Here is a 24,070-nt window from a genome sequence, read left to right as displayed (position 1 = left end):
ACCGTGCTGGGAACAGTGGCGTCATTGCCTGCCCGGGCCGTCGACCCTCTCTGGAAATGGCTTCAGAAGGTCATCGGCGTCAAAAGGCTGCCCTGGGTGTTTCTGACGCCGAACATGGCGAGTGTTCTGTTCTTCTCGCTGCTGCCGGTCTTCATCAATATTTATTATTCGGTCACCGGCAGTGACAATCTGTTCCTGAGCGAGCGGCATTTTGTCGGCGGTGCGAACTACGCAACGCTGCTGGATTGCCAGAACTATCTCGATCCCTCGAGCTGCTCGCGTGACCTGTTCTGGCGCGCGCTTGGCAACCTGCTCATGTTTGTGCCGCTGCAGGTCGTCTTCATGATGGGCGTGGCGCTGATCACCGCCGTGGCGCTGAATGGCAAGATCAGGGCGCGCGGCTTCTTCAGGGGCGTGTTCTTCTTCCCGGTCATGCTCTCTCCCGTCGTCGTGGCGCTGACATGGCAGTGGATCCTGCAGAGAAACGGCATTCTGAACGGGGTTCTGGGGCTGTTCGGATTTGAGCGCTACTCATGGCTGGCAGATTCAAACTGGGCATTTTTCTGGGCAATCTTCGTGACCGTCTGGGCGCATTCGGGCTTCTTCATGATCATTCTCCTGGCCGGCCTGCAGTCGATACCGCAGGATGTCTATGAAGCCGCAAAAATGGACAGGGCCTCGCCGTGGCGGGTTTTCACACGCATCACAGTGCCGATGCTCAAGCCGGTTCTGCTGGTGGTCTTCATTCTCGCGGTTATCCGTTCGGTCCAGACCTTTGATGAAATCTATGTGCTGACAGGGGGCGGCCCCGGTTCTGCGACCATGCTTCTGGTTCAGTATATCTATGAAACGGGCTTTGCCGCGCAGCCGCGCAATTACGGCCTTGCAGCAGCTGCATCGCTGCTTCTCGGCGCGGCTCTCCTCGTCTTCACACTGGTGCAGATGAAGCTGTCGGGAGACAGGAAATGATCATGAACGCTTCTTCCCAAAACCGTCGCGGTATCATTCCGTTCCTGACCCGCAAGCAGGGAGGCATCAAGGCAACCTGGGGCGATTATGTCACCTATGGCTACCTGCTGCTCGGTGTCGTGGTCATGCTCCTGCCCGTGCTCTGGGTGCTGATCTCGTCCTTCAAGGCCCCCGCCAACCTTTCCGAATATCCGCCGACGCTGCTGCCGCAGACCGTTCAGACCATCGAGGTCGATGGATATGACGAGCCGCTGCCGCTCTTCAATGTGACGCAGGAGGATGGTTCGGTCACGCCGATGGCGCAGCTGAGGCGCATCGGCATCCGGGCGCAGATGGTTGACCCGGCAAATCCGGAAGCAGGCCGGGTAACCGTGGACGTCAATGACGCCACGCCGGTCAGGCAGTTTCATCTTGCCTTCGAGAATTACAGCGAACTGCTCGAAACTTCCGGCGGCAATATCTGGCTGAATATCTACAACTCCGCCTTTATCACGGTCGTGGCGACGATCATTACCCTGATCATGAACTCCATGGCGGCGTTTGCGCTTTCGAAATACAAGTTCACCGGCTCGACGGTCGCGCTGGTGGCCATTATCGCAACCTTGATGGTGCCACCGACCGTGATCCTTGTGCCGACCTATCTGATCGTGTCGGAACTCGGGCTGGTCAATAATCTCTGGGGTGTCATTCTGCCGACGGTGGCAACGCCGACGGGCGTGTTCCTGCTGCGCCAGTACATGCTGACCATTCCCGACGAGCTTCTGGAAGCGGCCCGCATGGACCATGCTTCGGAATGGCAGATTTACTGGCGGATCGTGTTGCCGCTTGCAACGCCGGCTCTGGCTGTTGTGGCTGTGTTCTCCGTGATGAGCCGCTGGAACGACTTCCTGCTGCCCCTGATCGTTCTCAACCGTCCTGAAGTTCACACATTGCAGCTCGCCCTTGCCGGCTTCCAGACCGAAAACGGCATTGTCTGGCATCTGCTGCTTGCAATGACGACGCTCACGGCACTTCCGCTGGCCTGTGCCTTCCTGTTCCTGCAGCGTTACATCACCGCCGGCATCGCTTCGTCGGGCGTCAAATAAGAAGGTTACCTCCCATGGCTAATCTCAAACTCAGAAATCTCAACAAGACCTTCGGTTCCGTCGAGGTTATTCCCAATGTCAATCTCGATATCGAAGACGGCGAGTTCGTTGTTTTCGTCGGCCCGTCGGGGTGCGGCAAGTCCACCCTGTTGCGCATGATCGCCGGTCTGGAAACGGCGACCACCGGCGACATTCTGATCGATGAAAAAAGCGTGGTCCGCACGCCGGCGGCCGATCGTGGCGTGTCGATGGTGTTCCAGTCCTATGCGCTCTATCCGCATATGACGGTCCGCCAGAACCTCAGCTTCGGGCTGGAAAACATCGGCATGGCGAAAGCCGAAATTGAAAAGCGCATCCAGGCGGCCTCCGTATTGCTGCAGATCGACGAATTGCTGAACCGCCGTCCGACACAGCTTTCCGGCGGCCAGCGGCAGCGCGTGGCCATCGGCCGCTCGATCGTGCGTGAGCCGAAAATCTTTCTGTTCGACGAGCCGCTCTCCAACCTCGATGCCGAGTTGCGCGTGGTCATGCGGTTCGAGATCAACGCCCTGCATGAACGGCTCGGCAACACGATGATCTACGTGACCCACGACCAGATCGAAGCCATGACCATGGCAGACAAGATCGTGGTGCTGCGCAAGGGCAATATCGAGCAGGTCGGCGCCCCGCTGGAGCTTTACAACCACCCCGACAACAAGTTCGTCGCCGGCTTTATCGGCTCGCCCCGGATGAACTTTCTGGAGGGTCAGATCGCCCTGAAGGGCGACAGTGAACTGGTCTTTGCATCCGAAAAGCTCGGAAAGATTTCACTGGCGAGCAAGGGATTGCCGGTGCAGGATGGCCAGTCCGTCAGTCTCGGTATTCGCCCGGAGGATCTTGAAGTCGTCGATGACAACAGCGAGGGCTGGCAGTTTTCCGTTTCCGTCGCGGAACAGCATGGCCGCGATACCTATCTGCACGGCACCCTCGCCGACGGCACGGAAATCCTGCTGCACAAGCCCGGCCAGTTCAAGACGCAACGTGGCGATGTGCTTGTCGTGCGGCCCAAGGCGCACGCCTGGCATCTCTTCGATACCAACGAACAGGCCATCCGATGACCCGTGACGCCCAACCGCAAGGCCGTGTTCCCATGAACGAAAACATGATCACCAACCCCATTCTGCCGGGTTTCAATCCCGATCCGTCCATCTGCCGGGTCGGCGAAGACTACTACATCGCCACGTCGACCTTCGAATGGTATCCCGGCGTGCAGATCCACCATTCCCGCGATCTGGCAAACTGGACGCTGGTCAGCCGCCCCCTCGCCCGCGCCGATTTGCTCGACATGCGCGGCAACCCCGACAGCTGCGGCATCTGGGCGCCATGCCTGACCTATGCGGATGGTCTGTTCTGGCTGGTCTACACGGATGTCAAACGGCTTTCCGGCAGCTTCAAGGACGCGCCGAACTATGTGACAACCGCGCCGTCCATTACCGGCCCGTGGTCCGAACGCGTCTATCTGAATTCCAGCGGCTTCGACCCTTCCCTGTTTCATGCTCCCGATGGCAGGAAATATCTGGTCAACATGCTCTGGGATCATCGTCAGACCGGCCATGGCGATCAGTTTGCCGGGATTGTCCTGCAGGAATACAGCGTCGCTGAAAAAAAACTGACCGGTCCCGTCCACAACATCTTCAAGGGAACCGACCGCAAGCTGACCGAAGCGCCGCATCTCTATTTCCGGGATGGCTGGTACTATCTGATGACGGCCGAGGGCGGCACGGGCTATGACCATGCCGTCACACTGGCGCGCTCCCGCGATCTGCTTGGCCCCTATGAGGTTCACCCGCAAAAGCATGTCCTGACCACGGCCTTTGCGCCGGACGCGCCTTTGCAGCGTTGCGGCCATGCCGATATCGTCGACACACCCGCCGGCGAAACCTACATGGTGCATCTGTGTTCCCGGCCGATCACGGTTACCGGTTCTGCGGGCCAATCCGATATCCGCCGCGACCTGCCGGGGTCAAACGTGTTGCAACGCCGCTCGCCGCTTGGTCGTGAAACGGCGATCCAGAAAGTGGAGTGGCGCGACGATGGCTGGCTTTATCTCGCCGAAGGCGGCCAGCATCCGACATCGCTTCATACGCCACGGCCGGCGGGCATTGTTGCCGCCGCGGCAGAAGAGACGGCCGTGCGGACCAGCTTTGCCCCCGGACCATTACCCTCTGCTTTTCAGTGGCTTCGCAGTCCCGAGCCGGACCGGCTGTTTTCGCTCGATGCCAGTCCGGGGCAGTTGCGCATATACGGCCGGCAGTCACCGGGAAACATGTTCGAGCAGGCGCTTCTTGCACGGCGGCAGACGGCGCACCGCTACCGCGCCGCCACGCGTATGCATTATGAACCAAGGGACTTCCAGAGTTTTGCAGGGCTGATCTGCTGGTACAATCAGTGCCAGTATCACTTCCTCAGCGTGACCCGGGAAGACGACGGGAGCCGTGCGCTGCGGATCATGTCGACACTCGGCGATTTCCCGTTCGGCAAGGCGGTCTTCTCCGGCGAACCGCAAAAACTGCCGGACGGTCCGGTGGAGCTTCGCGCAGAGGTCGATGAAGCAGCACTACAGTTCAGCTGGCGGGTCTCCGACGGCGCCTGGCAGACGATTGGCCCGGTTCTGGATGCGACCATCCTGTCTGACGAAGCCGGTGTCGGCGAGGGCAACAACTTTACCGGCGCCTTTGTCGGCATGGCAGCCTACGACATCAGCGGACAGGGGCACGCCGCCGATTTCGACTGGTTCGACTACGAAACGCTCGGATAGGCGGAGCCTCCGCACCGCGCTTTATGAACACAGCAAACCCGCCTGACTTCGGTGCAAAGCGCCGGGGACAGGACGGCCTTGCTCCCTGAAACAGGGCTGACGCCGAAAGCGGCCGATATTCCGCCCGCGTCATCCGGTTCCAACGGTACAAACTGATGAACACCTTGCTATCGCGCCTGCTCAAACTGGAAGCTGACAGGAACAACCAGCACTGCGCCGCAGCCGCTGTCGATGAAGACGGCTATGATCTCTGGCTTCGCTATCTGCCGCTTGCGCAAACGCGTCTGAAAGACGTGGAGGACTGTGTCCGCGCTTTCGTGTTCGGCGCCGAAAGTCCGACCCTGACCGTTGCCCGTGACGAACTGGAGCGGGCGCTTTTCGCAATGCTGGTCAAATGTGTCCCGGTTCGCGAGGACGGCGGGATCAGCGACGGTGCAGTCCTTGTCGGAACGCCCGACAGCCTGCCTGTGATCGCGGACCTCGACCTGTCATTGTCGGACCTCGGCAAGGAAGGCTATCGCGTTCGCAGCCTGATCCATGAGGGCAAGCGCGTTACCGCTATTGCCGCCAACACCGATATTGGCGTGCTTTATGGCTGTTTCGCGTTTCTGCGTCATATCCAGACAGGCGGTGATCCGGTGCGGATCGATATCAGTTCCGCACCCAAGGTCGAACTGAGACTGCTCAATCATTGGGACAATCTCGATGGCTCTGTCGAACGCGGTTATGCCGGGTTTTCAATCTGGGACTGGTGGACGCTGCCCGATTACGTCAACCGGCGCTATATCGACTATGCGCGCGCCAATGCGTCTATCGGCATCAACGGCACGGTGTTGAACAATGTGAATGCCGCCCCGGAAATTCTGACGGATGCCTATCTGGCAAAAGCCGCCAGGCTGGCGGATGTTTTCCGTCCGTATGGCCTGAAGGTTTTCCTCTCGGTGAATTTCGCATCCCCTTTGGCTTTGGGCGAAACGGCCACATCGGACCCTGCCGATCCGGCGGTGCAGGCGTGGTGGAAGGACAAGGCAAGCGAGGTCTATCGCTGGATCCCGGATTTCGGCGGCTTTCTGGTCAAGGCCAATTCCGAAGGCCAGCCGGGCCCCGGAGACTATGACCGCAGCCATGCCGACGGCGCCAATATGCTTGCCGACGCGCTTGCGCCCCATGGCGGTATCCTGATCTGGCGCGCCTTCGTCTACGCGTCCGATGCCGGAACCGACCGGGCGACGGAAGCGCTCAATGAATTCAAGCCGCTCGACGGGACGTTCCGGAACAACGTTCTCCTGCAGGTCAAAAACGGCCCGATCGATTTCCAGCCGCGCGAGCCGTTTTCGCCGATCTTCGGCCAGATCACAAAAACACCGCTGGTGATGGAGTTCCAGATCACCAAGGAATATCTCGGCCAGGCAACCCATCTCGCCTATCTCGGCCCTGTCTTCGAAGAGGTGCTGAAATTCGACACCTATGCGCGCGGGCCGGGTTCGACCGTCAGCGAAATCGTCAAGGGCAAAACCTTCCCCCACCCGGTCACCGGGATCGCGGCGGTGGCCAATATCGGCACTGACCGGGACTGGACCGGCGGCACCTTCAATCAGGCCAACTGGTATGTCTTCGGACGTATGGCGTGGGACCCGGATGCGACAGCCTCCGGCGTTGCCGAAGACTGGGTGAAAATGACCTTCACCTGTGAGCCCGGCTTTGTCAGCACTATTGTCGACATGATGATGCGTTCACCGGAAACGCTGGTCAACTACATGATGCCTTTCGGCCTGCATCATCAGGTGGCGACCGGCCATCACTATGGTCCCGGCCCCTGGGTCAGCGAGCTGGACCGACCGGAATGGAACCCGACCTATTATAACCGCGCCGATAAAGACGGTATCGGCTTTAATCGCCTTGCCGACGGCAGCAACGCAATCGCGCAATATAGCCCCGCAGTTCAGGCGCTGTTTGCCGATCCCCATGCCCTTGACGAGCGCTACCTGCTCTGGTTCCACCACGTTTCCTGGGATTTTCCGCTGTCCTCAGGCAAGACGCTGTGGCAGGGACTTGCCGAGCGTTATGACGCAGGCGTTGCGGAAACAGCGCGCATGATCGGCACCTGGGACCAACAGCGCGCCCATGTCGATGGTCAGCGTTTTGCCCAGATCCGCACATTCCTTGAGATCCAGCATCGCGAAGCGCAATGGTGGCGCGACGCCTGCCTGGCCTATTTCAGTGCCGTTGCACAACGTCCGCTGCCGGAAGGCCACAAGCCACCCGCACACCCACTTGCCCATTATCGCGAAATCCATCACTGCCACGCGCCGGGAAATCCGGCATAGCTTCCGAGCCCGGCATTCGACGCACGGGAGCGCCCTATTTTCGCAGCGCTCCCGGCGCCCCGACAAAGCCGCGGCTGCCGCCGCTCATATCCATGCGAACCTTGTCGAGTTCCTCGGAATAGCGGCGCAGACAGTCCAAGTCCGACCGTCTTGCATGTGCCGCTCGGCTCTGCTGCAAGGCATTCCGGCTCACCTGCTGCGACCGCTCCCATATCCGCAAACTGCGGCAATCTGCCCACACTGATTAGTAAAAATTTACTAATCCGGACACAACTGCCATAAGACTCTGGTAAAGACGTCTGTGTTTGCGTCAGGTAAGGGAGAGCAGTCCCGGGAGTGAGTGCTGCTCCGTCGATCAGGCAGCCAGCCGGCGTTCGGGATCGAGACAGGCTGTTGCCGGTAAGGCGGGTTGAAGGCCGAGGAGGATAAGACGTGGTAACGATACGCGAAATTGCCAGAGCGGTAGGCGTTTCATCCGGCACGGTTTCGCGGGTGCTGAATTATGACCCTTCGCTTTCGATTTCGGAACCGAAGCGAAAAGCCATCATTGAAACCGCCGAGGCGCTCAATTACGAAACGCCGCGTAACCGGAACCGCCACAAGCTCGGCCCGCTGCGTTCGGCTGCCCGCATGCCCGCCCTGCCGCAACTGGCGACGGTGCATTTTCTGGAAGCAGACGAGGAACTGATCGACCCATACTATATCGGCGTCCGGCTTGGGATCGAGCGGCGTTGCCGCCTGTTCGATACGGAAATCGTCAAGGTGTTTCATGCCGACCTGGCCGCCAGCGCCGCCCTTCTGGAGAGCATGGCGGGCGTGATCGTGATCGGCAAGCATCGCTCTGCTGATATCGACTTCATTGCAAGCCACAGCGCCCATACGGTCTTCGCCGACTTTGTGCCGAGGCGTGAAGACTTTGACTGCGTTTTCAGTGATCTGGGGACGGCAACGCGGACCATTCTGGATGGCCTGCAACAGGCGGGATACCAGCGCATCGCGTTCATTGGCGCCCATGACCGGATCGATGAGCCGAGCCAGCCCTACAGCGAAATACGCTGCCGCACCTATGTCGACTGGCAAAAGGCCAATGGCACGTTCAACCCTGCGCTGATTGCGCTCAACGATGACTGCAACAACGGTCAGAATCTGAAGCTTGAAGTGGGTTACGAGCAGGCCAGAGCGCTGCTTTCACACGACATCAGACCGGATGTCATCCTGACGGCCAATGACAATATTGCCATCGGCACGGCGCGCGCGGCGCTGGAAGCGGGATTGTCGATACCGGACGATATTGCGATCGCATCCTATAACGACATTCCAGTCGCCCAGTTTCTGAACCCCGCACTGTCGACCATGAAAATTCCGGGTGAAGCCATCGGTGAAACCGCCGTCGATCTTCTGATCGAACGGATCAACGGACGTGAAGATTATGCCAAGCGGGTCACGATACCGACGACCATGATCTGGCGTGACAGTTGTCGACATCCGAAGACATGCTGACGGCCGCTGTCTAAAAAATTTACTAAAAATTTTCTTGCTTACGCTTCCGTTTTATCGTTACCTTCAAAAAAGCGGCATGGAGAGAGCCGCCTGGAGCAATAATCCGATTGGGAGGAAACCATGGATAAGCATTCCGTGCTGAACCGGGTGAAGGCCGTTGCCTTGTCCGGCGCCTGCGTCATGACCGCAACCACCGCCTTTGCCGGCGAAATCACCGTCTGGTGCTGGGACCCGAATTTCAACGTCGCGATCATGGAAGAGGCCGGTGCGCTTTACACTGCCGAACATCCCGATACGACGTTCAACGTTGTCGATTTCGCCAAGCTCGACGTCGAGCAGAAGCTGCAGACCGCACTTGCCTCCGGCACCACACAGGCGCTGCCGGACATTGTCCTGATCGAGGATTACGGCGCGCAGAAATACCTTCAGTCCTTCCCCGGCGCCTTTGCGCCGATGAGCGACGTTGTCGATTACTCCGGTTTTGCACCCTACAAGGTCAAGCTGATGACGGTCGACGACAAGGTTTACGGCATGCCGTTCGACAGTGGCGTGACCGGCCTGTATTACCGCCGCGACTATCTGGATGAGGCCGGCTTCAGCCCGGAAGACATGCAGGACATCACCTGGGACCGTTTCATCGAGATCGGCAAGCAGGTCGAGGAAAAGACCGGCCACAAGATGACCACGCTCGACCTCAATGATGGCGGCATGACCCGCATCATGATGCAGTCGGCCGGCGAATGGTATTTCAACGAAGACGGCAGCCTCAATATCGAGGACAATGCAGCGCTCAAGCAGGCGCTTCAGACACAGGCCGACATCGCCAATGCCGGACTGATCTATCCGGCGACCGGGTGGTCTGATTATGTCAATGCCTTCACTTCCGGCAATGTCGCCTCGGTGATCACCGGTGTGTGGATCACCGGCACGATCAAGGCGCAAGAAGATCAGGCGGGCAAATGGGGCGTTGCGCCGATCCCGTCACTTGAAGGCGTTGACGGCGCCACCCATGCCTCCAATCTCGGTGGCTCCAGCTGGTATGTCCTGTCGTCGTCGGATGTGAAGGACGAGGCCATCGACTTCCTGAACGAGGTCTATGCCAAGGATGTCGATTTCTATCAGAAGATCCTGACCGAGCGCGGTGCGGTCGGTTCGCTTCTGGCGGCGCGCGAAGGCGCGGCCTATCAGCAGGCCGATCCTTTCTTCAACGACGAGAAGGTCTGGCAGAAATTCTCTGACTGGCTGAACCAGATCCCGCCGGTCGAATACGGCATCTTCACCAATGAGCTGGATACGGCGGTGACGACCAACCTTCAGTCGCTGGTGGACGGAAAGCCGGTCGACGAGGTGCTGCAGGCCATTCAGCAGCAGGCCGAATTCCAGATTCAGTAACAATACTGCAGGCGGCGGAGAAGGCTCAGACCTTCCTCCGCCACCCCTGATGTGCAATGACAGCGGCCCGGCCGCTGTCATGATCTTCCGGCGTAGCCACATGTGCTGCGCCCTGGCGGGATTTCACCATGGCAAAAGCAAGACCCGGCAATCTGAAGCGCTTTTACGATGTTAACGGCTGGCTGTTTGTCGGCCCGGCGCTCATCCTGATTGCCACCTTCATGTTCTACCCGATCATCCGGTCGCTGATCCTGTCGTTTTATTCCGGTCGCGGCATGATGATGAAGTTTGCCGGCTTTAGGAACATCGACCGGCTCTGGCATGATCCGGTTTTCTGGCAGGCGCTGACCAACACGATGACCTTCCTCATCGTGCAGGTGCCGATCATGATCATGCTGGCGCTGATCCTCGCCAATGCCCTGAACAATCCGCGCCTGAAATTTCGCGGCCTGTTCCGCACGGCGATCTTCCTGCCCTGCGTTTCTTCGCTTGTTGCCTATGCCATCCTGTTCAAGAGCATGTTCGCCGTCGACGGCATCGTGAACCGGACGCTGACCATGATCGGGCTCACCGACGGGCCGATCCACTGGTTCACGGATCCGTTCTGGGCAAAGGTGCTGATCATCCTCGCCATCACCTGGCGCTGGACCGGCTACAACATGATCTTCTACCTCGCCGCCTTGCAGAATGTCGACAAATCGATCTACGAGGCCGCCCGCATTGACGGCGTTCCGGCATTCCGGCGGTTTCTGCATATCACCATTCCGATGCTGAAACCGGTGATCCTGTTCACCACGATCACGTCGACCATCGGCACGCTGCAGCTTTTCGATGAGGTCTATAACCTGACCGAGGGCAAGGGCGGCCCGGCAAATGCAACGCTGACGCTTTCGCTTTACATCTACAATCTGACCTTCCGCTTCATGCCGAACTTCGGCTATGCGGCAACGGTTTCCTACGTCATCGTGCTGATTGTCGCCGTTCTGTCCTTCCTGCAGTTCTATGCCGCGAGGGAACGCAAATGACCCTGCGCCTTGTCAAACGCTACACCGCCGCAACGCTCATCTATGCGGCACTCGGTCTGGCCGCCTTCATCTCCGTGTTTCCGTTCATCTGGATGGTGATCGGCGCAACCAACACCACGGCAGACATCGTGACCGGCAAGGTGTCTTTCGGCGCCGCCCTTCTCGACAATATCAGCACCTTCGTCACGCAGGTGGACGTGCCGCTGATCATGTGGAACTCGGTCAAGATCGCCGTTGCCGGCACACTTCTGACCCTGTTCGTGTCCTCGCTGGCGGGCTATGGCTTCGAGATATTCCGCTCGAAAATGCGCGAGCGCATCTATGCGGCTGTCCTGCTGACGCTGATGGTGCCGTTTGCGGCGATCATGATCCCGCTGTTCATGCTGATGGGCAAGGCAGGGCTGATCGACACCCACCTTGCCGTTATTCTGCCGACGATCGCCTGGGCGTTCGTGATCTTTTATTTCCGGCAGGCATCGAAAGCCTTTCCATCGGAGCTGAGAGACGCGGCCAAGGTCGACGGCCTGAAGGAATGGCAGATTTTCCTGTTCATCTATGTTCCGGTGATGCGCTCGACCTATGCGGCAGCCTTCGTCATCGTCTTCATGCTCAACTGGAACAATTACCTGTGGCCGCTGATCATTCTGCAGTCGAACGAGACCAAGACGATCACGCTCGTGGTGTCGTCGCTCGCATCCGCCTATTATCCGGATTACGGCACGGTGATGATCGGCACCATTCTTGCCACGCTTCCCACACTTTTCATTTTCTTCGCCATGCAGCGCCAGTTCGTCCAGGGCATGCTTGGCTCGGTCAAATAGGATGACGACAATGCGCCAGATCGAAAATTTCAATGCAGGCTGGACTTTCCGTGAGGGCTTCGATGCCAGCGCGCTTCAGGCCCTGCAAACCGGTGAAACCGTGCGCTTGCCGCATACGGCAGTCGAACTGCCCTATAACTATTTCGATGAGCGGCGTTATCAGAAGGCGTTCACCTATCAGAAAGTACTTGCCTGGCAGCCCGCGTTTGAGGGCAAGCGGGTTTCGCTGGTCTTCGATGCCGCGATGGCCGACGCAAAAGTCTATCTGAACGGTGAACAGATCGCCCATCACAGGGATGGCTATACGCCATTCGAGATCGATATGACCGCGCATCTGGGCCGCGACGAAAACCTGCTGACCGTACACATTGACGGTTCGGAAAACCCGGAAATTCCGCCCTTCGGCGGGCAGATCGACTATCTCTGCTATGCAGGCCTTTACCGCGACGTCTGGCTGAAAGTCACCACGCCGGTCGCGATCGACAACGTCAAGGTCGAGACGCCGGATGCGCTTTCGGAGAAAAAATCCGTATCGGCGCGGGTGTTTCTGACCGGTGACATGGCGAAGGCGCAAAACGGCGTGCTGCATGCAAAGCTGACCGATGCCGAGGGCGATGTGCTTGCCGTGGCGAAAGTCACGGTCACCGGCCCCGAAGCACTGATCGAGCTGCAGGACCTGGAGGACATCAGGCTCTGGGAGATCGACGATCCCGCGCTCTACACGCTTGCGCTGACGCTGGAAACGGATGCGGGCACGGATACATGCGAGACCCGCTTCGGCTTCCGTACGGTTTCGTTTCAAACCGATGGCTTTCGCCTCAACGGCCGGCCGCTCAAACTGCGCGGCCTCAACCGCCATCAGAGCTGGCCGCATCTCGGCTATGCCATGGGCAGGCGCGGCCAGGAAAAAGACGCCGATATTCTGAAACACGAGCTTGCCTGCAACATCGTGCGCACCTCGCACTATCCGCAGTCGACCTATTTCCTCAATCGCTGCGATGAAATCGGGCTGCTTGTTTTCGAGGAAATTCCCGGCTGGCAGCATATGGGCCCGGACATCTGGAAGCAGGAATCGATCGAGAATGTCCGGCGGATGATCACCCGCGACTGGAACCATCCGTCGATCATCATCTGGGGCGTGCGGATCAACGAATCTGCCGATGACCATGATTTCTACACCGAGACCAACCGGCTGGCGCATGAACTTGACGCGACGCGCCCGACCGGCGGCGTGCGCTGTATCGAAGACAGCGAGCTGCTGGAAGACGTCTACACCATGAACGATTTCATCCTTGGCGATGAAGAACAGCCCGGCCGCAATGCCGGACGCGAATTCCGCCGCGAACAGAAGCGCGTCACCGGGCTTTCGCACGATGTGCCCTACATGATCACCGAATATTGCGGCCATATGTACCCGACGAAGCGGTTCGATCAGGAACAGCGGCAGGCCGAACATGTGACCCGGCATCTGCAGATGCTCAACGCCATTGCCGGCGATCCGGCGATTGCCGGCGGAACCGGCTGGTGCATGTTCGACTACAACACGCATGAGGATTTCGGCTCCGGCGACCGCATCTGCTACCACGGCGTGATGGACATGTACCGGGAACCCAAATTCGCGGCCTATGCCTATGCCTCGCAAGGCGACCCGAAAAACGGCGTCGTCATGCAGCCGGTCACCTTCTGGGCGCGCGGCGAGCGCAATATCGGCGGCGTGCTGCCGCTGATCATCCTGACGAACTGCGACTATGTGGAACTGAGCTTTGGCGATGACGCGCCGAAGCGCATCGAGCCGGACAGCGCGACCTATCCGCATCTGGCCCACCCGCCGGTGGTTGTCGATCTGCGCTCTGTCTCGCAAGAGGAATTCGGCGAATGGGGCCGTATCTGGCGTGACGGGACCGTGACCGGTTATCTCGATGGCAAAGCCGTTACGACCATGAAGCTGCCTGCCGGGCCTGTTCCGACGACGCTGGAAATCGATCCTGATGCGACAAGGCTCTACGCCGGCGAGAAGGACTGCGTTCGCGTGATCCTGCGGGTCCGCGACCAGGGCGGCAACATTCTGCCCTTCTTCGATGAGCCGGTGCATCTCTTTCTTGACGGACCGGGCCGTATCGTCGGACCGGATTGCCTGAGCTTCAGGGGCGGCACGGCCGGTCTCTATATCGAGGCGGGGGACGAGGCCGCAGACCTGACGCTTCGGGTTCGCGCCCATGGTTTTGAGGACCAGAGCGTTACATTTTCTGTTGAGGGAGCACGGACCGATGGCTGATGTTTCGCTTTCCGGCATTCGCAAGACGTTCGGCAATATCGAAGTCATCAAGGGTGTGGATCTGAATGTCGCATCCGGCGAGTTCGTCGTCTTTGTCGGTCCGTCCGGCTGCGGAAAATCAACGCTCCTGCGCATGATTGCAGGGCTTGAAGATGTTTCCGCCGGCAAGCTTGCCATCGGCGGTACAGACATGACCGACGAGGACCCGGCCAAGCGCGGCATCGCCATGGTGTTTCAGACCTATGCGCTCTACCCGCATATGACGGTAAAGGAAAACATGGGGTTTGCCCTGCGTTTTGCCGGCATGGACAAGCGCGAAATCGAAAGCCGCGTCGACGAGGCGGCGCGGATGCTCGAGCTTGACGCGCTGCTGGACCGCAAGCCCAAGGCGCTTTCCGGCGGTCAGCGTCAGCGCGTCGCCATCGGCCGCGCGATCGTGCGCCACCCGGATGTGTTCCTGTTCGATGAACCGCTTTCAAACCTCGATGCGGAACTGAGGGTGCACATGCGCGCCGAGCTTTCGGCCCTGCATGACCGGCTGAAAACGACGATGATCTATGTGACTCACGATCAGGTCGAGGCGATGACGCTGGCAGACCGCATCGTGGTGCTGCGGCAGGGAAAGGTGGAGCAGATCGGAACGCCGCTCGAACTCTACAACGAACCGGCGAATACATTCGTGGCCGGTTTCATCGGCTCGCCGTCAATGAACTTCCTGCCCGCCACCGTCATTGCCGGTGATGATGGCACTCCGGCCCTCAACCTGCTCGGCGAGACACTGCCGGGCATTGCCTTGCCCGCTTCCGTCAGCACCGGAACCAAGGTCACGGTCGGCGTCCGCCCGCAAAACATTCGTCTGGCGGAAACAGACGCCGCAAGCATTGAAATCACCATCAAGCTGGTTGAGGCACTCGGCGCGGAAACCGTTGTCTATGCCACAGCCAGTCACGGTGAAGACATACTGGCAGTGCTCTCCGGCCAGCACATGCTGAAGTCCGGAACGACCATTCAGGTGACCTTCGACAGAAACGACATTCACCTTTTCGACGAGGCCGGAAACCGGCTGGCGGTGTGATGATAGTTCGCAAAAGGCCCAAAGCCGGCCGGTAGGATGCTGCAGGGCGAGGAGCGTCCGTTTCTATTGTGCGGGCCGGTGCCAGCCGCGCTCGGCAAGCGGTTTGTCGGGGGCTTCGATGGTGATGAAGCTTGCGAGCTCCGGGCCGAAGGTCGGCAGCGCCATCGGGCAGCGCACGCCGGGCAGCACACGCACGTCGAAAAGCTCCTTGATGCCGCCTTCCAGCCGTAGCCATTCGACGATATCGCCATTTGCCGTGTTGATGACCTGCAGGCCGCACCAGGCGTCCGCCCGGCGCTTGTCGAGTTCGTCCTGCAGGTTGAGGCCCGAGAACACGCCTTCGCGGCGCGCCAGCGACAGGCCAACGATAGCGTGGCCATCGTGGAAGGACAGCCCGCGCAGGAAACCGGGGCAGAAGGTGACGCGCTCTCGCATCCTGCTTTCAAGGTCGAGCCGCGTGAGATAGCCATTGCCGGAATCGAGAAACCAGAGCGCACCGTTATGAAGCCTGGGCGAATGCGGCATCGAAAGCCCCTCGGCGACAATTTCGTCGGTCTCGACATCGACCACGACCCCGCCGTCGCGCCGCTCGTTGCGCCAGCCATCGACGATATCGGTGGTCGAGACCGCGGTGACAAAGCGGGGAACGCCGTTTTCCATGGCCAGACCGTTCAGGTGGCAGCGGTCTTCCGGCGCGAGTTTCGAGATGAAGGACGGGCGCCAGACCGGCTTGAAGGAATGGGCGACACTGTCGGTGGCCAGACATGAGTACTTCGTGTTGACGAACAGCAGCCGGCCGGCCGTGTCGATGCCGAGTTCATGAACGTCGAGATCCGAAACCGTCTGCCCCCGGCGCGGCACGTAGAGTTTATCGAAATTCTCATTGGCGCGTTCGTCCGGGCCGAGCACGTTTTCGAACCGCCAGATCTGGGCGAGGCCCGCCAGAAGCAGCCGTTGCGCATCGCCGATAAGCCCCATCGCGCGCACGAAATTGCGCTGGTGGATCGACAAGGCGCCATTCGGAAGCACGCCGACCAGAAAGAGCTGACCTGTCTGGTAGGAGGTAAAGGCGAGCGAGCAGCCATGCAGGGCAAGCCATTGCGAAAATCCGCGCGAACAGGTGATGCTGGTCTGAAGCTCCGCGGCGTCAGCGGACGCGGCAGGTGCATCGGCCGGCGCAGGCATCTCCCGGCTGGCGACGGGTTTGCCGGAACGTCCGGCGGCATCATTCGGGCCTTCTTCAGTCATGTCATTCGCTCTTTGTCGCTCGGCACTTGAAATGTTCTCTGCACGTCCTTCTCCCAATTCGGAAGCCGGCAGGTTCGTGATCGGTCGTTCGATTGATTTTCGCAGGCACGCGTTTGGGAAACGCCCACACCGAAATCCTCCGGTTTTTGCGACGCCTCCCCCGGCGCATCGCGTGCCTCTTCATCCATCAATGCCACCGCACAGCGCCTCCATCACATTGGCAATAGGCGGGCACAGTTGCGCTATATACAAGTAGTACTCCGATAAAATGCTGAAAAAAACGCAATCACCAGAAATAGTCTGATGGCCGCGCGCGCGTGACGCTATAGTCGGTAAAATTGACCTCGGACAAGTAGACTTTGCCATTGCATGGCCGGGGGCATGAGCAGGGGACGAAAATTGGTCAAGAAGAACAAGAAAGCCTTGCCGAAAGGCGGCCAGGGTCATGCAGCAGCATTGCGGAAATCGCGGATCAGATGGGTCACCACCTCGCTGTTGTTCCAGTCGACGGCTCTTGCCGGAACACTGGCCGGATTGCCGGTCCCGTTTTATTCCCGCGGCTATACGCGGGCCTATGCTGCGGCAAGCTGCGACCCCTCCTCCACGAGTTCCGTCGTCAACAATACCGATGCGGTCGCGTCAACGACGTTCACCTGCACGATTTCGTCGAGCTCCACGCTAACGTCGCCGCAATATGCGTATGGCGGGGCCTATGCCGCCTATCAGAACCTTCAGACCTATAAGTTCGGTTACTATAAGAAAAACCAGAACTACTATTACGCATACTTCCACCGTAGCCCGCACGGTCAGCCGGGCCTGAATATCTCGCTGACCAACAGCGCCGATATCGATGTGACCGCCAGTGCTGCAACCTCGAGCCTGATCTCGACGAGCACCGATAGCAAATATCTCTACCATCAGAGCGAGACACAGACGAACGGCATTTCGGTCGTGTCGCTCGGCAGCGGTACCTGGTACGCGACCGAGAATGGCGGTGTGATCGGCAGTGGCGGTGATGGCGGCAACATCACGATCACGAATACCGGCACCATCACCAGCACAGTCGGCGGCGGCATTTATGCGCTTTCGCGGGCGGGCGACGGACTTCGGGCTTATAAGGGCGGTGTTGGCGGAGCGGTGACGATCGTTTCTTCCGGCGATGTGTCCGGAGCAACATCGGGTATCGTGGCCATCAGCCAGGGCGGAACGTCGAGCGGTCCTGTACCGGGTTATCCTTTCAAGTCTGCCGCCGGGAAAGGCGGCACTGTCTCCGTCAAGGTTTATGGCGATGTCGCGGCCACCACTTCGGGTCCGGCCGTGCTTGCAGCGTCTTACGGCGGCAATTCGCCGCGCGCGAAAAGCCGCTTCTATAATTACGCCTACCAGATCTCCTACGATATGGAGACCACACAATTCGAGGGTGGCGGGGGTGGTGACGGCGGCAGCGTCGACCTTGATGTCGGCTCCGCCTCCAACGCCTTTTCCGGCACCATTTCCACGGTGTCTTCGGGCAAGATCAATTCGGAGACGGTCACGCGCGCGACCGGCGCGGCGCTGGCGGCCGTCAGCATCGGTGGCCAGGGCATCAATGTCTATGCAGCCGGGAGCGAATATTACAATTATTACAGCGGCGGCAATGGCGGCGACGTTGCGATTACAGTAACGGCAACCACAAGCGCGCTGATCACCACCTCGGGCGACGATTCCCCTGCTGTTCTGGCACAAAGCGCCGGCGGTGCCAGCCCGGCCGACGTCGGCGCGTTCTACACCTATCTGTCGAGCTACAAGGGCGGCGATGGCGGCAGCGTGACGGTCGGACTTTCCGGCGGCGGGAAGATCGTCACCAGCGGTGACAACGCCAGCGGTATCGTCGCCCAGTCGCTTGGCGGCGCGGGCAAGTCCACCATAGACGATTCCACCTACGGCAATGCGGGGTCCGCCGGCACGGTTTCCGTGACCAGTGATTTTACGATCACGACCAAGGGCGCCTATTCGCACGGCATTGTCGCGCAGTCGGCGGCGGCGGCCTTCGGTTACGGCATTTACAGCTATGATGGTGACGGAGACATCGTCTGGGGCGATGTCAACGATGCATCGACCGGCAGCGACAGCGTCACGGTGACCAACAAAGGCAACATCGCTACCTATGGCACCTCCTCGCATGGCATCATCGCCCAGTCGATCGGCGGCGGCGGCGGCGTCCTCAATGCAACGGCAAAGCTTGCGACAGACAGCAACGGTTTCCTCAAGACAGCCGCCTCCCAGACGGTCGGCTCCGGTTCGAGCAAAGCCGGCGGCTCGACGGTGACGGTGACCAACAACGCCAACATCACCACGCATGGCGGCACCACGAGCACCGACGTGCTCAGTGTCGGAGACACGGCACTGACCGGCGGTATCGGCATCCTGGCCCAGTCAATCGGCGGCGGCGGCGGTATTGCAATCGGCTCCGGTGCAACGGGCATTCTCGGCGGTTCCGGCGATGACGGAACGGACGGCTCTGCCGGCGGCGGGGTCTATGTCACCAATTCAGGCGTGATCACGACATCCGGGGCGGAGGCGCACGGCATCGTCGCGCAGTCTGTCGGCGGCGGCGGCGGTATCGGCCAGAACGGTTACGGTTTCCTGTCCGCGATTGGGGGCAAGGGCGGCAATGGCGGCGACGGCGGAACAATCACCGTAACCAGTCCCGGCACCATCGGCACCACCGGTGACTATGCCAGTGCGATCATCGCCCAGTCGATCGGCGGCGGCGGGGGCACGGGCGGCAAGGCGTCGTCCACCGGGATCCTGGTATCCGTGGCCATTGGCGGTCAGGGCGGCGGCGGCGGCGATGGCGGAACCGTGACGCTGACGCGGGAAGACAGCAGCACCATTTCCACGACCGGTTATCATGCCACGGCCATTCTGCTGCAGTCGATCGGCGGTGGCGGCGGGTCGGGCGGCGCGGCGAAAGCCACGTCGGGCGGTCCAGACTTCTCACTCTCCATTGCCACCGGCGGCGGTGGCGGGGATGGCGGCAAGGGCGGCAGCGTCGATGGACATATCGGTGAAACGGTCAAGACGACAGGTGCCGATTCTGTCGGCGTGCTGGCGCAGTCGATCGGCGGCGGCGGCGGCGATGGCGGCGGTTCGACGGCAAAGGCGATCGCCGCCGGCATACCCGATAATGAGGAAGGCGGAAGCTATTCCCTTGCGGTTTCCATATCGCATGGCGGGACCGGCGGATCCGGTGGTGATGGCGGCACGGCCGAGGCCCGGGTTGAAGACGGCGCGTCGGTCAGCACGGCTGGCGACGGCGCATCGGCGCTGGTTGTGCAATCAATCGGCGGCGGCGGTGGCTCCGGCGGCGATTCTACCGCCTCTTCCGGAACCACATCGCTGCAGGCGCTCGCAGACAAACTCAGCGATGGTACGGTGGATCTCGAAGGAGAGGCAGTATCGCTTGCGATCGACGTCTCCGTCGGCGGGTCGGGCGGCGATGGCGGAAAAGGCGGGGAGGCTTATGCCCACAACCTCGGCTCGATTACGACCACCGGCGATTTCGCCTATGGCATGCTGATGCAGTCGATCGGCGGTGGTGGCGGCTCCGGCGGAACCGGAGAAAGCAATTCGCTCAGCACCTTCGGCGATACAAAATTCAGCGCCGGCTTTACGCTCGGCGGCAGCGGCGCGACGGCGGGCGATGGCGGCCTGGCCAAGGGCGGCCTGTCATCCTCCGGCTCGATCAGCACGTCCGGTAGCAATTCGAACGCACTCGTTGTCCAGTCGATCGGCGGCGGGGGCGGTACGGGTGGCGGCGGCAGCGGCGATATTGACGCTTCAAACGCCCTGTCCCTTGGTTTCGGCGGCACGGGCGGCGCGGGCGGCAATGGCGGCGCGGCCTATGCCTGGAACGCCGGAAAGATCGTCACGACCGGCGACGCCTCCGATGGCCTTCTGGTGCAATCGATCGGCGGTGGCGGTGGTACCGGCGGTTCGGGCACCAGCTCCATATCGCATTCCTTCGAGATCGAGAAGGAACTCAAGAAATGGGAAAGCGCCAAGCTGGCGCTCAAGGCGAGTGCCGACATCGACACCAAGCTTTCCGCCACGCTCGGCACGGTCGGCGGTGACGGCGGCGATGGTGGTACGGTGATCGTCGGCCTGCCGGATCAGGGGCAGACCGACTTTTCCTTTGGCACCACCAAGACCGACGGCAACGTTTCCCATGGCGTCGTGGCGCAGTCGATCGGCGCGGGCGGCGGCTCGGTTGCGGTGTCCTCCAACCAGAATGCCGCAACGTTGAGTACCGTCATCAAGGATCTCGATCTCAGCGTCGACGTCGACCTTTCGCTTGGCGCCCGTGATACGGCAGGCACAACCGGCAATGGCGGCAAGGTCAACATCTATGCCGCAGACACCTACACGAGCGGTTTTTCGTCCATGGGCGTGATTGCCCAGTCGGTTGGCGGCGGCGGCGGCATTGCCACCTTCAGCGGCTATGCACCATCATCGTCCACTGTGACGATCGGCTCCTACACGACAGCGGACAATTCCACCAATACCGGCGGCGATGTCACGGTCGAGCTTCTGAGCGGCGAGAAGATCGTCACCACAGGCGACAATTCGAACGGCATCATGGCGCAGTCGGCCGGCGGTGGCGGCGGTATCGCGATCACCGCGTTCGGCACGGACACCGCTGCAAACGACGACACGGTCTCGGATGTGCTGGACATCGTGTTGGGCGCCGAGGCGGTGGGGAGCAGTATCGGTTCCCTCGACAGCGGCACAGTCACGGTCACGAGCAAGGGCGCGATCACCACCAGCGGCAAACGCGCAATCGGCATCGTCGCCCAGTCGATTGCCGGCGGCGGCGGCTTCATCGCCGCGTCCAGCCCCAGCATCTCTTCGGTAACTTTTGCGCAGAACCAGTATTCCGGAGTAACCGACGCTGCGAATGTCTCGCTCGAAAGCAGTTCGATCCAGACCTCCGGCGACGGCGCTGTCGGCATCGTTGCCCAGGCGATCGGCGGTGGCGGCGGCTTTGCTGCCGATCTCTCCTCGGGCAAGATCAGTACCTATTACGTCTCCTCGAGCGACACCACATACGCCTACAACACTAGTTCGGCCGGCGCATCGCAGGGCGTCAATATCAGCGTGGACTCGAATTCCTCGATCTCCACCACCGGTGCCTATGCCCACGGTATCATCGCTCAGGCGCTCGCGGGTTCGGGCGGCATCTGGCAGAAGAACGGCAAGGTTTATGCCGGGTCACTCTATCGAAACAGCGCCTCGCTTTCAGGGTTTGTGGACGTCACTGTCGACGGCTCGGTCAAGGTCGCGGACGAGCATGCCTGGGGCATCTGGGCGCAGACGCTCAACAGAAGCATCACCGTCACGGTCGGCGCATCGGGTTCGATCAGCGGGTCCACCAATTCGGATGAAAACGGCGGCGCCATCCACGGCGCGTCCGCCGGCAGCGGAAGTTTCTATCTCAAGAATGACGGAACCATCACCGGCAATGTCGTGACATCGAAAGCCGGCAAGCAGACCTATGCGAAAGATTTCGCCTCGACGGCATCCGCGAGCGCCGATGGTGTTGTCAGTCTTTCGACCGCCGTTCCCGCCGGCAGCAGCCTGATGCTCAACACCGGAACCGGCACGTTCACCACAGGTGCCATTGCCGGGCTCGATACCGTGCTCAACGCCGGCGCGATCGATATCGGCGGCGAAGGGGCGATCCAAAGAACCGTGTTTTCGGGCGATCTGGTCGGTATCGGCACATCCGCCGCCGGCAGTGTGTATGATGCTGCAACCGCCGGGATTGCGCCGACTTTCTCGGATTTCGAATATTATAGCCGGGCGACGAAAAACAGCTGGCGCACAGCGGACGCAAGCAAGGGTGGCTTGATCACCGGGCTCGATGTCGACATGGAAAACGGCATGGCGGATGCCCTCCTGGTCTCGGGCGATTTTGGCGGCACCTGGGGGGTCGATGTCAACGGCATCGCCCTGTTGCCGAATACCCGGGCCGAATTTCTGCAGGTGAAGGGAACGGATAGCTCCGACATCAGCGTGCTTTCGTCGCTGATATTCGACTTTACCGATGTCAGCACGTCATCCGATGGCTGGGCGGGCTTTTCCGTCGCAAACGCCAATTTCGCCGATACCGGGGTCTCACTCGGCCGCAATGCCACCGAGGTGACGACGGCGATGCAGCAGGTCTGGGATACGCTCGCGGACGGAAGCGCAACAGAGGTCGCATTTGGCGACGACGAGGTTTCGCTTGGCCAGGTGTTCGGTGCGTTTCATCAATCGACACCGGAGACCTTCTCCGACATGTTGCTGGTGCTCACCTCCGGGGCGACATCGGCCCCCCTGGCTGAATCGCCCTCCGCGGCGATAGCGGCGGCCAACAACGTTCTGTCCTGCCCGGCCTTTGCAGTAACTGGCGTGATGATGGACGAAGGTTCGTGCAGCTGGGGCCGTCTTTATGGAAGCAGCGCCGAGCAAGACATGGTCGGCGACGCCATGGGCTACAGGAAATCGGGCGGCGGCCTGCAGGTCGGTGGCCAGAAAGCGCTCGGCGACGGCTGGTTTTTGGGAAGCGGGATGACCTTCGAGAATGACCGGTTCCGCAATGACGCCGGAACCGAAAAACTCGAGCAGCAATCCCTGACCGGCGCCGTCTCGCTGAAGAAGGAAGTCGGCCCGTGGCTGTTCGGTATCGTCGGCGGAGCCGGTTATAACTGGGGAGATTCCACCCGCTTCATCAATCTCGACACGTTGAACGCGACAGCCAAGGGATCGCCGGATTCGGCCATGTATTTCGCACGTGCGCGCGCTTCATACGAGTTCGCCCTCAGCGATGAATACTACATGCGGCCGAGGGTTGATTTCGATGTCGTCAACATGCAGCAATACGGGTATGACGAAACCGGCGCCGGCGCGCTCAATCTGAAGGTCGACGGCAATTCCGACACCGTGTTCGGGGTCACACCGGGGATCGAGTTCGGCGCGCGTCTGCCCTTCCTCGAAGACAGGCCGGCGCGGCTTTATGGCGATGTCAGCGTCTCGTTCCTGTCGAACGACGAATGGGAAACGACCGCACGGCTTGCAGGCATATCCTCAATGGACAGTTTCTCGACCTTCACACCGATTGCCGACACCGTCGGCCACGTCACCCTCGGCCTCGATCTCGCCAAGCGGCAGGGCACGCAGTTCCGAATTCAGTATGAAGGATCATTCGCCGACGCATACCAATCCCATGTCGGCTCACTGCGCTTCGGCTACAGGTTCTGATGGGGGCATGGCAAAGCGGATAAATTCTGTTGTCTGCTGTCTATATCCGTAGCTGGCGGCCGCGGCACAGGAAGAACTTTGCTTTCAGTCCGTTTCTGTATCGCTATCGAAATCTGGTAAAGCCGTTCTTCAACCGCCTCCAGGAAACGCGCGGTATCGCAACACGCTATGACAAGCGCGCAGACAACTGTCTCGCCGCCATAAAGCTCTTCTCAATGCGCATCTGATTAAGCACCAAGAGACTGCCCCCTCAGCCCTTCCGAAAAAACTGC

The 24,070-nt window shown here is 60.4% G+C and carries 13 protein-coding genes and 1 pseudogene; 13 read left to right on the top strand and 1 reads right to left on the bottom strand.

Features of this window, described 5'->3' with window-relative positions; translation table 11 throughout:
* The first annotated feature begins 6 nt into the window (after positions 1-6).
* From ACHZCU_RS22405 to ACHZCU_RS22355, 11 genes are all read left to right on the top strand, one after another.
* Complete coding sequence (locus tag ACHZCU_RS22405) at positions 7-969, top strand: sugar ABC transporter permease (RefSeq protein ID WP_319520746.1); 963 nt, start codon at positions 7-9, stop codon at positions 967-969.
* Positions 966-2,054 (top strand): carbohydrate ABC transporter permease, encoded by a 1,089-nt coding sequence (locus ACHZCU_RS22400; protein WP_394706170.1) that lies wholly within the window; start codon positions 966-968, stop codon positions 2,052-2,054. Before ACHZCU_RS22405 ends, ACHZCU_RS22400 begins: the two co-directional genes overlap by 4 nt.
* A 14-nt stretch (positions 2,055-2,068) precedes the next feature.
* Positions 2,069-3,151 (top strand): sn-glycerol-3-phosphate ABC transporter ATP-binding protein UgpC, encoded by a 1,083-nt coding sequence (locus ACHZCU_RS22395; RefSeq protein WP_319520518.1) that lies wholly within the window; start codon positions 2,069-2,071, stop codon positions 3,149-3,151.
* A gap of 32 nt (positions 3,152-3,183) precedes the next feature.
* Positions 3,184-4,851, top strand: coding sequence for a glycoside hydrolase family 43 protein (locus tag ACHZCU_RS22390; RefSeq protein WP_394706169.1), 1,668 nt, complete (start codon positions 3,184-3,186; stop codon positions 4,849-4,851).
* 155 nt (positions 4,852-5,006) lie between these two features.
* Positions 5,007-7,178 carry an alpha-glucuronidase family glycosyl hydrolase gene (locus ACHZCU_RS22385; RefSeq protein WP_319520517.1) on the top strand — a complete coding sequence of 724 codons (2,172 nt, stop codon included), beginning with the start codon at positions 5,007-5,009 and terminating at the stop codon, positions 7,176-7,178.
* A 432-nt stretch (positions 7,179-7,610) separates the two neighbouring features.
* Positions 7,611-8,678, top strand: a complete 1,068-nt coding sequence (locus ACHZCU_RS22380) for a LacI family DNA-binding transcriptional regulator (RefSeq protein WP_319520516.1) — start codon at positions 7,611-7,613, stop codon at positions 8,676-8,678.
* A 120-nt stretch (positions 8,679-8,798) separates the two neighbouring features.
* The gene (locus tag ACHZCU_RS22375; RefSeq protein ID WP_319520515.1) at positions 8,799-10,070 is read left to right on the top strand and encodes a sugar ABC transporter substrate-binding protein; all 1,272 of its coding nucleotides are present in this window, start codon (positions 8,799-8,801) and stop codon (positions 10,068-10,070) included.
* Between the two features lie 128 nt (positions 10,071-10,198).
* A complete protein-coding gene (locus ACHZCU_RS22370; RefSeq protein ID WP_319520514.1) occupies positions 10,199-11,095 on the top strand; it encodes a sugar ABC transporter permease in 897 nt (298 codons plus the stop codon).
* A complete protein-coding gene (locus ACHZCU_RS22365) occupies positions 11,092-11,916 on the top strand; it encodes a carbohydrate ABC transporter permease (RefSeq protein ID WP_319520513.1) in 825 nt (274 codons plus the stop codon). Before ACHZCU_RS22370 ends, ACHZCU_RS22365 begins: the two co-directional genes overlap by 4 nt.
* Before the next feature lie 10 nt (positions 11,917-11,926).
* The gene (locus ACHZCU_RS22360; protein WP_319520512.1) at positions 11,927-14,191 is read left to right on the top strand and encodes a glycoside hydrolase family 2 TIM barrel-domain containing protein; all 2,265 of its coding nucleotides are present in this window, start codon (positions 11,927-11,929) and stop codon (positions 14,189-14,191) included.
* On the top strand, positions 14,184-15,266 hold the full coding sequence (locus tag ACHZCU_RS22355) for a sn-glycerol-3-phosphate ABC transporter ATP-binding protein UgpC (RefSeq protein ID WP_319520511.1): 1,083 nt from the start codon (positions 14,184-14,186) through the stop codon (positions 15,264-15,266). Before ACHZCU_RS22360 ends, ACHZCU_RS22355 begins: the two co-directional genes overlap by 8 nt.
* Before the next feature lie 63 nt (positions 15,267-15,329).
* Here the strand turns inward: ACHZCU_RS22355 and ACHZCU_RS22350 are convergent, their stop codons facing one another.
* Entirely contained in the window at positions 15,330-16,451 is a 1,122-nt protein-coding gene (locus ACHZCU_RS22350; protein WP_394706180.1) for a TIGR03032 family protein, read from the bottom strand.
* Between the two features lie 462 nt (positions 16,452-16,913).
* Here ACHZCU_RS22350 and ACHZCU_RS22345 point away from each other — a divergent pair, with 462 nt between their 5' ends.
* Positions 16,914-23,798, top strand: coding sequence for an autotransporter outer membrane beta-barrel domain-containing protein (locus tag ACHZCU_RS22345; protein WP_319520509.1), 6,885 nt, complete (start codon positions 16,914-16,916; stop codon positions 23,796-23,798).
* Positions 23,799-23,893: 95 nt separating this feature from the next.
* Positions 23,894-24,025: pseudogene (locus ACHZCU_RS22340) on the top strand (IS5/IS1182 family transposase); the annotation flags it as partial.
* Between the last annotated feature and the right edge of the window lie 45 nt (positions 24,026-24,070).

Source organism: uncultured Martelella sp. (assembly GCF_963677965.2).
GTDB classification, from domain to species: Bacteria; Pseudomonadota; Alphaproteobacteria; order Rhizobiales; family Rhizobiaceae; genus Martelella; species Martelella mangrovi.
The sequence above is the reverse complement of the archived record's forward strand: the minus strand, read 5'-3'. Positions and strand labels throughout refer to the sequence as shown.